Raw genomic sequence first — 13,257 nt, 5'->3', positions numbered from 1 at the left:
TTATAATATGGGTAATGATTATACTCCAAAGCAAATAGTGGAGCAGCTTGATCGGTACATTATTGGTCAAAAACAGGCCAAAAAGTCTGTTGCCGTTGCACTGAGGAATCGGTATCGTCGGATGAAGTTGGATGATTCCATTAAAGATGAGATTGTACCAAAAAACATTTTAATGATTGGGCCAACAGGTGTTGGTAAAACGGAAATAGCAAGACGGCTGGCAAAAATGGTCGGTGCACCTTTTGTTAAAATTGAGGCAACAAAATTCACTGAAGTTGGTTATGTTGGCCGGGACGTTGAATCAATGGTACGTGATTTGGTTGAAATGTCAATTCGCATGGTCAAAGAAGAGAAAATGGATGAGGTGAAAGGAAAAGCGGAACAAGAGGCTAATAAAAAATTAGTTCAGTTATTGGTTCCTCATGTGAAAAAGGATACAAATAAAAATCCGTTTGAAATGTTATTTTCCAATCAATCGTCCAGCGATGATGACAATGAAAAAGATTCTGATGTTACGGAAGAAATCAAAAGTAAAAGGCAGCGCACGGAGCAAATGCTTGCTCTTGGTGAACTGGAAGACCATATGATTCAAGTGGAAATTGAAGAAATGCCACCATCCATGTTTGATATGCTGCAAGGATCGGGAATGGAACAGATGGGTATGAATATGCAAGACGCTTTCGGCCAGTTCATGCCAAAGAAAAAGAAAAAGCGGAAATTGCCAGTTTCAGAAGCACGAAAGGTACTAACACAACAAGAAGCACAGAAACTGGTGGATATGGAAGAGGCAGCACAGGAAGCAATCTCCCGTGCGGAACAGTCTGGAATCATTTTTGTTGATGAAATTGACAAAGTAGCAGCAAAACAAGATAATTCTGCTAATGTTTCGCGGGAAGGTGTTCAGCGTGATATTTTGCCAATTGTTGAAGGTTCAACGATTGTCACAAAACATGGACCAGTTAAAACTGATCACATGCTGTTTATTGCTGCAGGTGCTTTCCATATGGCAAAACCATCTGATTTAATTCCAGAGCTTCAAGGGAGATTTCCGATTCGGGTGGAACTTGAGAAGTTAACAATCGATGATTTCAAACGTATTTTGCTTGAGCCATCGAATGCATTGCTTAAACAATACCAGGCAATGATCAAAACAGAAGGTATAAATGTGGTATTTACCGACGAAGCTGTAGATAAAATAGCTGAAGTGGCTTTTGAGGTGAATCAGGAGACGGATAATATTGGCGCACGTCGCTTACACACGATATTAGAAAAGTTAATGGAAGATTTATCATTTGAAGCTCCAGATATTACGATGGATAAAATAGAAATTACATCGGAATATGTTGATAATAAACTTAGTTCTATTGTGAAGAATAGGGATTTAAGCCAATTTATACTATAAATTAAAATAACGAAAAACGGAGGATTATTAGTTATGGAACTTTTAAATCGCGCAAGAAAAATTAATGCAATGTTACAAAAAGCAACAGGGAAATCGGTGAATTTCAATGAGATGTCTGCGTCATTACGTGATGTAATCAAAGGTAACGTATTTATCTTAAGCCGTCGTGGTAAGCTTTTGGGATTTGCAATTAATCAGGAAATTGAAAATGACCGGATGAAATCCATGTTGGAAGAAAGACAATTTCCGGAAGAATACACACAAGGGTTATTTTCAATTTATGAAACAACTCCAAACTTGGATATTAACAGTTCATTTACTGCATTCCCTGTAGAGAATCGTGAATTGTTTCAAAACGGTTTGACTACTATTGTTCCAATTATCGGTGGTGGAGACAGACTTGGTACATTGGTTTTAAGTAGATTAGAAGATAGCTTTAGTGACGATGATCTACTCTTAGCTGAGTATGGTGCTACTGTAGTAGGAATGGAAATTCTTCATGAAAAAACCGAAGAAATTGAAATTGAAGCGCGCAGTAAAGCGGTTGTACAAATGGCGATTAGTTCATTGTCTTATAGTGAACTTGAAGCAATTGACCATATCTTTGAAGAGTTGAATGGTAACGAAGGGTTGCTCGTAGCAAGTAAAATCGCAGACCGGGTTGGAATAACACGTTCTGTAATTGTAAACGCATTGCGTAAACTAGAAAGCGCTGGTGTTATCGAGTCCCGCTCATTAGGTATGAAAGGTACGTATATTAAAGTTTTGAACAATAAATTCCTAGTTGAACTTGAAAAGCTTCGCTCAAGATAAATCATAAAGGTAAAAAAGGTTACGGGGGAATCGAAAGCTAAAGCTTTCTGATTCCTTTTTTCTATTATTAATGACAAAATGTAATAACCAACCTTATAGAAATCGTCTATCGTTAGTCCGATGTAAAACTTTTACACAAAAATATGGCGTTAATACTTGCTAGCATCAGATCCATATGATATATTAATCCATGGTGCAAATACTATGTTTGTCATTTTATGGTGAACATGCTAACCACACACGTTTGTCGATTTATATAGGAGGTGCCGAAACGTGGTCCTTATATAAAAATGACACAAACGGAGGAAAAAAACCAATAGGAGGAATTTATAATGTCAGTAATTTCTATGAAGCAATTACTTGAAGCTGGTGTACATTTTGGACATCAGACTCGCCGTTGGAATCCAAAGATGAAAAAATACATCTTTACAGAGCGTAACGGCATTTATATCATTGACCTGCAAAAAACTGTTAAAAAGGTTGATGAAGCATATAAATATGTGAAGGAAATCGCAGCCGATGGCGGTACAGTTCTTTTTGTAGGAACTAAGAAACAAGCACAGGATTCTGTTCGTGATGAAGCGACTCGTTCTGGTATGTTTTTTGTAAATCAACGTTGGTTAGGCGGTACACTTACAAACTTCCAAACAATCCGTAAACGTATTTCTCGTCTTAAGAATATCGAGAAAATGGAAGAAGATGGAACGTTTGAAGTACTTCCAAAAAAAGAAGTTGTAAATTTATTAAAAGAAAAAGATCGCTTAATGAAATTCTTAGGTGGAATCAAAGAAATGAAAAAGCTTCCAGATGCTATGTTCGTTATTGATCCACGCAAAGAAAGAATTGCGATAGCTGAAGCACATAAATTAAATATTCCTATTATCGGAATAGTGGACACTAACTGTGATCCCGATGAAATTGATTACGTTATCCCGGCAAACGATGACGCAATTCGTGCGGTTAAACTTCTTACTTCGAAAATGGCAGATGCTATTATTGAAGTTAAGCAAAGTGAAGAAGCTGAAAGAGTTGCAAACGAGGAAGAAACTGCTGCTGAACCTGTAGAAGCAGATAAAGAATAGTAATGAAAATGACTAGGTGATAAAGGGATAAGCCTTTTATCACCTTTTTTAAAGGGATACTTGACTATTTATCTAGGAGGATTAATAATGGCAATTACTGCACAAATGGTAAAAGAGTTACGCGAAAAAACTGGTGCTGGCATGATGGATTGTAAAAAGGCACTAACTGAAAATGACGGAAATATGGAACAGGCTATTGATTATTTACGTGAAAAAGGTGTGGCAAAAGCAGCTAAGAAGTCAGACCGAATTGCTGCTGAAGGGTTAACACATATCGAAGTGGAAAATAATACGGCTGTACTTTTGGAAGTTAACTGTGAAACAGACTTTGTTACAAAGAATGATCAGTTTAAAACACTTTTAACCAAACTTGGTAAACATATTGTTGCAAAAAAACCAGCAACCGTTGAAGAAGCATTGCAACAAAAAATAGATGGTGAAGAGACTGTAGAATCTTTCATTAATTCCGTTGTTGCCAAAATTGGTGAAAAAATTTCATTGCGTCGTTTCACTATTTTAACAAAATCCGATAACGATTCTTTCGGTTCATACTTGCATATGGGTGGACGTATTGGTGTCCTAACACTTCTTGAAGGAACAACTGATGAACAAGTAGCGAAGGATATTGCAATGCATGTTGCTGCAGTAAATCCTCAGTATGTCTCACGTGATGCTGTTTCAGAAGATGAAGTTAAGCGTGAACGTGAAGTATTAAAGACACAAGCTTTAAATGAAGGCAAACCTGAAAAAATTGTTGAAAAAATGGTTGAAGGCCGTTTAGGAAAATTCTTCGAAGATATTTGCCTATTAGAGCAAAACTTTGTTAAAGATCCAGATCAAAAGGTTAAGAAATATGTTGCTGATAAAGGTGCAACAGTTAAAACATTCGTTCGCTATGAAGTTGGCGAAGGTATGGAAAAACGTGAAGAAAACTTTGCTGAGGAAGTTAGAAATCAAATTAACAATAAATAATTTGCATAAAGAAGAAAAAAGGGGACACATGCTGTTCCCTTTTTCGCAGAAGAGCACATTTTTTCAATAGGATAAAAATTAATAAATTTCTATGGAGGTTATTATGACAGCAGCTCGTTACCGTAGAATTGTACTTAAATTAAGTGGCGAAGCATTAAGCGGGGAACAAGGCTATGGACTGGATCCAAATATCGTTCAATCTATAGCTGAACAAATTAAGGATGTAGCGGATTTAGGTGTTGAAGTTGCAGTCGTTGTTGGCGGTGGAAACATCTGGCGTGGTAAAGTTGGCAGCCAAATGGGAATGGATCGTGCAAACGCTGATTACATGGGAATGCTTGCAACCGTAATGAATTCTCTTGCGCTTCAGGACAGTTTGGAAAATATCGGAATCCCTACTCGGGTTCAAACTTCAATCGAAATGCGTCAAGTTGCGGAACCATATATCCGGAGAAAAGCAATTCGCCATTTAGAGAAAAAGCGCGTTGTCATATTTGCAGCAGGTACGGGAAATCCTTACTTTTCAACGGACACGACTGCAGCACTTAGGGCGGCAGAAATCGAAGCAGAAGTGATACTTATGGCGAAGAATAATGTGGATGGGGTCTATACAGATGATCCGAAAGTAAATAAGGATGCTACGAAATATGAAAACCTGTCTTATTTAGATATGCTAAATGAAGGTTTGGGTGTTATGGATTCCACAGCATCGTCGTTATGTATGGATAACGATATTCCGCTTGTGGTATTCTCGATAACAGATGAAGGCAACATTAAACGGGTTGTGCAAGGTGAAATAATTGGAACTACGATAAGGGGGAAATAATTATGTCTGATGCGATTATAAATCAAACTCGCGAAAAGATGACGCAAGCAGTACAAGCATTTTCAAAAAACTTAGCAACAGTTCGGGCAGGAAGAGCAAATCCATCACTACTGGATAGTGTATATGTGGAGTATTATGGCGCTTCCACACCATTAAATCAATTGGCAACTATTTCTGCTCCTGAGGCTAGATTATTAGTTATTACGCCATTTGATAAGTCTTCAATCGGCGATGTTGAAAAAGCAATCCAAAAAGCGGATTTAGGTATTTCACCTTCAAGTGATGGGAATGTAGTTCGAATTGCTATTCCTGCACTTACCGAAGAGCGCCGTAAAGACCTAGTAAAAGTAGTTGGTAAATATGCCGAGGAAGCGCGTGTACAGGTTAGAAATATTCGCCGGGACTCCAATGATCAGCTTAAAAAGGCTGAAAAAAATGGTGACCTGACAGAAGATGAATTACGCGGTGCGCAAGACGGTGTACAAAAAGAAACAGACAAAAACATAAATGATATTGATCAAGTAGCAAAAAATAAAGAAAAAGAAATTATGGAAGTATAACAATCGAGTCAAACAACATGATACCACCCCTAGTTTTAGGGGGTTTTTGTTTTTTTGCTAAATCGTTATAAAAATTAATGGTTAATCATGATATAATGGAACCTTAGCATATATACTATAACAATCATATAATTCTTTTATCCGACATATTGATGAAAATGGAAAGGATTGTATATACACAATCAATCGTATTCGGAGGACAAATTATGTCAATGAAACTTCCTTTTTTTAAGAATAAACAAGAAGAAACAGATGATTCATGCAAAATAGAAACAAAAAATATACCAAAACATGTAGCGATTATAATGGACGGCAATGGACGATGGGCAAAAAAGCGGGGGCTTCCAAGAATTGCTGGGCATAAAGAAGGCATGAACACGGTTAAAGATATTGTCCGAATCGCAACCAAATATAAAATTGAAATTCTTACTTTATATGCCTTCTCAACAGAAAATTGGAAAAGGCCCAAATCTGAGGTAGAGTTTTTAATGAAACTGCCGAAAGAGTTCCTACATACGTTTTTGCCTGAATTAATCGAGAAAAATGTGCGTATCGAAACCATTGGTGAATTTGACGGACTGCCAACACATACAAAAGAAGCAATTCAGTATGCCAAAGAGCAAACAAAGGATAATAATGGCTTATTATTAAACTTTGCTTTAAACTATGGTAGTAGATATGAAATAATGCGCGCAATCAAACAAGTTTACACTGAATTAGAAAAGACGGAGTTGACCATTGATCAGCTTGATGAGGACACGTTTTCCAACTATTTATATACAAAGGGACTGTCCGATCCTGATTTACTAATTCGAACAAGTGGTGAACAACGTTTAAGTAACTTTTTATTATGGCAGTTGGCTTATGCAGAATTTTGGTTTACAGATGTGTTGTGGCCGGATTTTAGCGAAGAAATATTTAGGAGAGCCCTCCATGATTACCAGCAGCGTAAAAGACGTTATGGAGGTATATAAGGTGTTGAACAATAGATGAAGCAACGAACTCTGACAGCAATTTTAGCATTAATCATATTCGTACCTTTCGTGATTGTAGGCGGATTACCATTTACGATATTCGTCTATTTTATGGCAACAATTGCTTTGATTGAACTATTGCGGATGAGAAAAGTAGGGAAATATTCTATACCAGCAGTTTTGGCGATACTAATATTATGGTTATTATTGCCTGATGTTCCAGCTGATATCGTAGGATTTTTTACAAAATCTGAACTTGTTATGATGTTTGCTATGCTTTTATTGTCATACACAGTACTAGTAAAGAATAAGTTTACATTTGAGGATGCCGGATTTATCATGCTGGCCACAATTTATGTGGGCATGGGATTCTTTTATCTCATTGAAACAAGAGATGATACTAATATTGAAGGGTTAGTGAATATCTTCTATGTCCTACTGGTGATTTGGGCTACTGATACAGGTGCATACCTTTTTGGACGAGCATTTGGAAAGAGAAAATTATGGCCGATGATTAGCCCGAATAAAACGGTTGAAGGGGCAATAGGCGGTATTCTTATTTCTGTAGTAGTAGGTGTGATTTTCCATTTCATTACTCCATTTGAACACTCTTTAATCATTGTAATTGGTGTTACCATTTTAGTATCCATTTTCGGTCAGATTGGAGATCTGGTAGAATCTGCGTTCAAACGGCATTATGGTGTAAAGGATTCAGGGAATATTCTTCCTGGCCATGGAGGTATTTTAGACAGACTGGATAGTTTATTATTCGTTTTACCTTTGATCCATTTTATCCATTTCATTTAATGTGATTTGACCATTTATGCACATCCTTTCAAAAAGCTTGAATGATGATCGAGGTTAAGGATAAACTTAGAAAATAGCGGTAAACGGAATCAACCTACATTTATCAAAGGAAGGTGCTTTATTTGACCACAGTTATAGCGTTTATATTTATGTTTGGTTTGCTTGTGTTCATTCACGAGTTTGGTCATTTGATTTTTGCAAAGCGGGCGGGAATGCTTGCCCGGGAGTTTGCAATTGGTTTTGGACCAAAGATATTTTCATTTACCAAAAACGAAACTGTATACACAATCCGGTTACTTCCTGTAGGTGGATATGTTCGTGTGGCTGGTGAAGATCCAGAGATTGTTGAGTTAAAGCCCGGCCATCATATTGGGCTTGAGTTTAACGACGATGGTAAAGTCAGTAAAATCATCGTAAATAATAAATCCAAGCATCCTGATGCACGTGTGATAGAAGTAGAGCGTGCCGATTTAGATCATGATTTAGTAATTGAAGGTTTTGAGATTGATGAAGAGGAACGGCTGCGTTTTGATGTCGATCCAAAAGCTTTCTTCATCATGGATGAAAATGAAACGCAAATTGCGCCATATGACCGCCAATTCGCGTCCAAAAGTATTGGGAAACGTGCGATGCAGTTATTTGCGGGACCAATGATGAACTTTCTATTAGCAATTTTTATCTTCTTTCTATTAGGCCTAATTCAGGGTGTGCCTACTGAAGAAGCAATGCTTGGTGAAATTCAAGCAGATAGTCCGGCAGCAGAAGCAGGCTTTCAAAAGGGCGATGAGGTAGTTGAAATCGAAGGTAATTCAATCAGTACATGGGAGGAATTCACGAAAATAGTTCAGGATAACCCTGAGGAATCCTTGTCTATGAAAGTAGCCCGTGATGGTAAAATTTCTGATATAACAGTTGTGCCGCAAGAAACAGAATTTCAAGGTCAAACGATAGGACAGATAGGTGTTTTGCATCAAGTTGAAAAATCATTCTTTACTTCTGTCCAGTACGCGATTACAAAACCATATGAAGTCACCAAACTTATTTTAACTAACTTAGGCATGCTGGTTACGGGACAGTTATCAATTGAGGCCTTGTCCGGACCTGTTGGTATTTATGATGCAACTGATGCCGTGGTACAAACAGGTTTCATGAACTTCCTAATGTGGACGGCCATTTTAAGCATTAACTTAGGAATTGTAAATTTGGTGCCATTACCTGCACTTGATGGAGGACGATTGCTATTTGTCGGCATTGAGGCAGTGCGCGGGAAACCAATAGATCCACAAAAAGAGGGTATTGTTCATTTTATTGGTTTTGCATTATTAATGCTGCTAATGATTGTCGTAACATGGAATGATATCCAGCGGTTATTCCTATAAGATCGAGGCGGAGTAAATCTATAGGTGAGTTATAAAAACCCTTGTCTAATCAACCAGACAAGGGTTTTCAAAAGCTTGAATTCGGTATATTAGCATAGATTTACCAAACGGAAGATTTTTACCAGCAGCTACATTGGGGGAAAAGGATATGGCTATATCACAAACGGAAAAAATGGAGGTATTATTAGCACAGTTGCAGATACCTGAAGAAGATATATCAACGTATTTCTCAAATAGTCAATTAATACGATTAGAAGTGTTTAGACAAGTTAAAAAGTGGCATTTTCATATTCAGGTTGAGCGAATGCTACCTATTGAGGTATATCAGGTTTTAACAACTAAATTACAGGATTCTTTCAAGCAAATTGCGCAGGTGGACTGGACCCTTTATACGGAGGAAAAAGAGGAAAGTGATACATACATTTGTGATTACTGGCTGAACTTTTTACAATCAATTACAACGATGTCGCCCGCCTATAGAGATTTAATCCATAATCAAGTACCTGTGCTTCAAAATAATAAGCTTTCCATTACGGCTAGAAATGAAGCGGAGGCGGCTGCTTTAAGAAAACGATTAGAAACCGCTTTTCGGGTGTACTGCGATAAAATAGGCAGCAAAGCATATCAATTAGAAATAAATGTTAAAACTGAAGATAAAGATTTACAGGAGTTTCGCAAGCAAAAAGCCAAAGAAGATCAGGAAATAATTTTAAAAACCGTGATGGAGAAAGAAAAGCGTGAGAAAAACAGCTTAGAACAAAATCAGAATATACCTTTTGCAATTGGCTATGGCATTCCGGATGAGCCGATGGAAATGGAATTGATACAGGATGAAGAACGCCGGGTTACTGTGCAGGGATTCGTGTTCTTTGTCGATATTCGTAAGTTGCGTTCGGGTCGCAGTTTATTAATTGCTAAAGCAACCGATTATACCGATTCCTTGCAAATTAAAATGTTCTCAAAGAATGACGAGGATGTTGAAAAGTTCGAGCAATTAAAAACAGGTATGTGGATTAAAGCTCGCGGCAGTATCCAAACGGATATGTATACAAATGAACTGGCAATGATGGCAAATGATATGTTAGAAGTAAAGGTTGAAACGAAAACTGATGACGCGCCTGCCGATTGCAAACGAGTTGAATTGCATGCACATACAACGATGAGTCAAATGGATGCGGTTGTATCCCCAAGCAGATTGGTAGAACAGGCAGCGAGGTGGGGGCATAAGGCTGTTGCAATAACCGATCATGCCGGTGTTCAGGGTTATCCAGAAGCCCATGCAGCCGGTGTTAAAAACGGTGTAAAAATATTATACGGTGTAGAAGCAAATTTAGTTGATGACGGTGTGCCAATTGCTTACAATGAGGCGGATATGGGCCTTGAGGAAGCAACCTATGTTGTTTTTGACGTCGAGACAACTGGTTTATCCGCTGTTTACGATACAATTATCGAACTGGCCGGGGTGAAAATAAAAAACGGCGAAATCATTGATCGTTTTGAACGTTTTGCTAACCCCCACCATCCATTATCGGAAACAACTGTCGACTTAACCGGTATAACGGATGATATGGTTCGTGATGCACCGGAAATAGGCGATGTGTTAAAAGAATTTAGCGAATGGGTGGAACAAGATATATTAGTTGCCCATAATGCAAGTTTTGACATGGGTTTTTTAAATGAGGGATACAAGAAAATAGGATATGAAAAATCAACAAATCCTGTCGTAGATACATTAGAATTGGCGCGGTTTTTATTTCCGGAGTTAAAGAACCATCGGCTAAATACCCTTTGTAAAAAACTTGATATTGAACTGACACAGCACCATCGTGCAATATATGATGCGGAAGCGACCAGCTACCTACTTTGGAAGCTAGTTCAGTTGTTATTAAATAAAGATATTACTAATCATAATCAGCTAAACAACCATATGGGTGAAGGCAATGCCTATCAACGGTCGAGACCATCCCATTGCATAATTCTGGCCAAAAACCAGGAGGGATTAAAGAACATTTATAAATTGGTCTCGCATGCCCATATAGACTATTTTTACCGGGTCCCAAGAATTCCAAGATCAAAGCTGCAAAAATTCCGGGAAGGCATTCTAATTGGTTCCGCATGTGATAAGGGCGAAGTATTTGAGACTATGATGCAAAAGTCAAAAGAAGAAGCCGAAAAGGTTGCGGAATTCTATGATTATATTGAAGTTCAGCCACCAGGCAATTATGCTCATCTAATTGAAAAAGAATTAGTACAGAATGAGGCACAAATTTTTGATATCATTTCAAATTTGGTAGATATGGGTAAACGGATGAACAAGTTGGTAGTAGCAACAGGTAATGTTCATTATGTGAGCGATCATGAAAAATTGTACAGACAAATATTGATTTCATCTCAGAATGGAAATCCATTAGCTCGGCAAACATTACCGGATACACCATTTAGGACAACAAATGAAATGATGGATTGTTTCCCTTTCTTAAACGATGAAACTAAAGAAGAAATTGTGATAACGAATACGGGTAAACTGGCAGACTCGATTGAAGAAATTTCTCCGGTAAAAGACGATCTGTTTACACCAACTATCGAAGGTGCAGAACAGGAAATACGTGATTTGAGCTATAACCGGGCTAAAACAATCTACGGAGAGGCTTTGCCGGATATCGTGGTGGAACGTCTTGAAAAGGAACTAAATAGCATTATTGGTCATGGTTTTGCCGTTATTTACCTGATATCCCACAAGCTTGTTAAAAAGTCATTAGACGATGGTTATTTGGTGGGGTCAAGGGGGTCAGTTGGTTCGTCATTTGTGGCCACCATGACAGAAATTACGGAAGTGAATCCCTTGCCACCGCATTATGTGTGCCCAGATTGCCACTATCAAGAATTTATTACGGATGGATCTGCCGGGAGTGGGTTTGATCTGCCGGATAAGTCCTGTCCCAATTGCGATATAGAATTAACAAAGGATGGACAAGACATTCCGTTTGAAACGTTTTTAGGGTTTAAGGGGGATAAGGTTCCCGATATTGACTTAAACTTTTCTGGTGAATATCAACCTAAAGCACATAATTATACGAAGGAATTATTTGGTGAAGACAATGTGTATCGTGCGGGAACAATAGGTACAATTGCCGAGAAAACGGCTTATGGATATGTTAAAGGATATGCCTCCGATAAACAGATTGTTTATAAAAACGCGGAAGTAGATCGGTTAGTTCAGGGTTGTACCGGTGTAAAACGAACAACCGGGCAACACCCAGGTGGAATTATTGTAGTCCCGGATGATAAGGAAATATTCGATTTTACGCCAATTCAATTTCCTGCTGATGATCGAAACAGCGAATGGCGGACAACACATTTTGATTTCCATTCGATTCATGATAATTTATTGAAGCTTGATATACTTGGACACGATGATCCAACTGTTATACGCATGCTTCAGGATTTAAGCGGTATTGATCCAAAAACAATTCCGACAGATGACGAAGGGGTTATGAAACTATTTTCAGGTACCGAATCAATTGGTGTCACAGAGGAACAGATTAATTGTAAAACAGGGACTCTGGGTGTACCTGAATTTGGTACCAAGTTTGTTAGACAGATGCTTGAGGACACTAAACCGAAAACATTTGCAGAGCTTGTGATTATTTCAGGATTGTCCCATGGAACGGATGTCTGGCTTGGAAATGCCCAGGAATTAATTAATGATGGCATTTGTAAACTACCTGATGTAATTGGTTGTCGTGATGACATTATGGTCTACCTGATGCATAAGGGACTAGATGCATCACTTGCATTTAAGATAATGGAGTTTGTTCGTAAGGGTAAAGGTCTGCAGGATGAATGGATAACCGAAATGAAAAAGCATGATGTTCCGGACTGGTATATTGAATCCTGTAAGAAAATTAAATACATGTTTCCAAAGGCCCATGCTGCAGCTTATGTGCTTATGGCGGTACGGATCGCTTACTTTAAGGTTCATCATCCGATATTCTTTTACGCAGCATACTTCACTGTTCGTGCTGGGGACTATGATTTGGATACGATGGTAAAAGGTTCAAAAGCTATTCGCGAGCGGATTGAAGGAATTGCGGTCAAAGGAAATGATGCGAGTCCAAAAGAAAAAAGTCTGATGACAGTACTTGAGATTGCTTTAGAAATGAATGAACGAGGTTTAAGTTTTCAACGAGTAGATTTATATAAATCTACTGCAACCGAATTTATCGTTGATGGTGATAAATTGATTCCACCATTTAATGCAGTGGATGGGCTTGGCACCAATGCAGCAATAAATATTGTAAAAGCACGCGAAGAAGGAGAATTCCTGTCCAAAGAGGATCTTCGTGAACGCAGTAAAATCTCCAAGACAGTTTTAGAGTATTTGGACAATCACGGTTGCTTGGAGGGAATGGCAGAAAAAAATCAGCTGTCACTATTCTAAA

The 13,257-nt window shown here is 38.1% G+C and carries 10 protein-coding genes; all 10 read left to right on the top strand.

Annotated features, from left to right (window positions below; all coding sequences use genetic code 11):
- Positions 1-7: 7 nt before the first annotated feature.
- The 10 genes from hslU to CFK37_RS15675 all read left to right on the top strand — a co-directional run bounded on the left by hslU (position 8) and on the right by CFK37_RS15675 (position 13,256).
- A complete protein-coding gene (gene hslU / locus CFK37_RS15720; RefSeq protein ID WP_089062758.1) occupies positions 8-1,402 on the top strand; it encodes an ATP-dependent protease ATPase subunit HslU in 1,395 nt (464 codons plus the stop codon).
- 33 nt (positions 1,403-1,435) lie between these two features.
- Positions 1,436-2,215: a GTP-sensing pleiotropic transcriptional regulator CodY gene (gene codY / locus CFK37_RS15715; protein ID WP_089062757.1), complete on the top strand. Its 780-nt coding sequence runs from the start codon at positions 1,436-1,438 to the stop codon at positions 2,213-2,215.
- A 332-nt stretch (positions 2,216-2,547) separates the two neighbouring features.
- Positions 2,548-3,297: a 30S ribosomal protein S2 gene (gene rpsB, locus CFK37_RS15710; RefSeq protein WP_089062756.1), complete on the top strand. Its 750-nt coding sequence runs from the start codon at positions 2,548-2,550 to the stop codon at positions 3,295-3,297.
- Between the two features lie 87 nt (positions 3,298-3,384).
- Positions 3,385-4,269, top strand: a complete 885-nt coding sequence (gene tsf / locus CFK37_RS15705; protein WP_089062755.1) for a translation elongation factor Ts — start codon at positions 3,385-3,387, stop codon at positions 4,267-4,269.
- Positions 4,270-4,372: 103 nt separating this feature from the next.
- Positions 4,373-5,095 carry a UMP kinase gene (gene pyrH / locus CFK37_RS15700; protein ID WP_089062754.1) on the top strand — a complete coding sequence of 241 codons (723 nt, stop codon included), beginning with the start codon at positions 4,373-4,375 and terminating at the stop codon, positions 5,093-5,095.
- A 2-nt stretch (positions 5,096-5,097) separates the two neighbouring features.
- Positions 5,098-5,655: a ribosome recycling factor gene (gene frr / locus CFK37_RS15695; protein WP_089062753.1), complete on the top strand. Its 558-nt coding sequence runs from the start codon at positions 5,098-5,100 to the stop codon at positions 5,653-5,655.
- A 206-nt stretch (positions 5,656-5,861) separates the two neighbouring features.
- Complete coding sequence (locus CFK37_RS15690) at positions 5,862-6,629, top strand: undecaprenyl pyrophosphate synthase (protein WP_089062752.1); 768 nt, start codon at positions 5,862-5,864, stop codon at positions 6,627-6,629.
- Positions 6,630-6,644: 15 nt separating this feature from the next.
- Positions 6,645-7,436, top strand: a complete 792-nt coding sequence (locus CFK37_RS15685; RefSeq protein WP_089062751.1) for a phosphatidate cytidylyltransferase — start codon at positions 6,645-6,647, stop codon at positions 7,434-7,436.
- 122 nt (positions 7,437-7,558) lie between these two features.
- Complete coding sequence (gene rseP, locus CFK37_RS15680; protein ID WP_089062750.1) at positions 7,559-8,815, top strand: RIP metalloprotease RseP; 1,257 nt, start codon at positions 7,559-7,561, stop codon at positions 8,813-8,815.
- 148 nt (positions 8,816-8,963) lie between these two features.
- Positions 8,964-13,256, top strand: a complete 4,293-nt coding sequence (locus tag CFK37_RS15675) for a PolC-type DNA polymerase III (protein WP_089062749.1) — start codon at positions 8,964-8,966, stop codon at positions 13,254-13,256.
- Position 13,257: the final 1 nt, after the last annotated feature.

The organism is Virgibacillus phasianinus (assembly GCF_002216775.1).
In the GTDB taxonomy this organism is placed as follows: domain Bacteria; phylum Bacillota; class Bacilli; order Bacillales; family Amphibacillaceae; genus Virgibacillus_F; species Virgibacillus_F phasianinus.
Note: the sequence above shows the minus strand (reverse complement) of the source record. Positions and strands in the feature narration are given on the sequence as shown.

Coding starts and splice junctions, on each gene's coding strand:
- hslU (WP_089062758.1), top strand. CDS start 8: ATGGGTAATGATTATACTCCAAAGCAAATAGTGGAGCAGCTTGATCGG.
- codY (WP_089062757.1), top strand. CDS start 1,436: ATGGAACTTTTAAATCGCGCAAGAAAAATTAATGCAATGTTACAAAAA.
- rpsB (WP_089062756.1), top strand. CDS start 2,548: ATGTCAGTAATTTCTATGAAGCAATTACTTGAAGCTGGTGTACATTTT.
- tsf (WP_089062755.1), top strand. CDS start 3,385: ATGGCAATTACTGCACAAATGGTAAAAGAGTTACGCGAAAAAACTGGT.
- pyrH (WP_089062754.1), top strand. CDS start 4,373: ATGACAGCAGCTCGTTACCGTAGAATTGTACTTAAATTAAGTGGCGAA.
- frr (WP_089062753.1), top strand. CDS start 5,098: ATGTCTGATGCGATTATAAATCAAACTCGCGAAAAGATGACGCAAGCA.
- CFK37_RS15690 (WP_089062752.1), top strand. CDS start 5,862: ATGTCAATGAAACTTCCTTTTTTTAAGAATAAACAAGAAGAAACAGAT.
- CFK37_RS15685 (WP_089062751.1), top strand. CDS start 6,645: ATGAAGCAACGAACTCTGACAGCAATTTTAGCATTAATCATATTCGTA.
- CFK37_RS15675 (WP_089062749.1), top strand. CDS start 8,964: ATGGCTATATCACAAACGGAAAAAATGGAGGTATTATTAGCACAGTTG.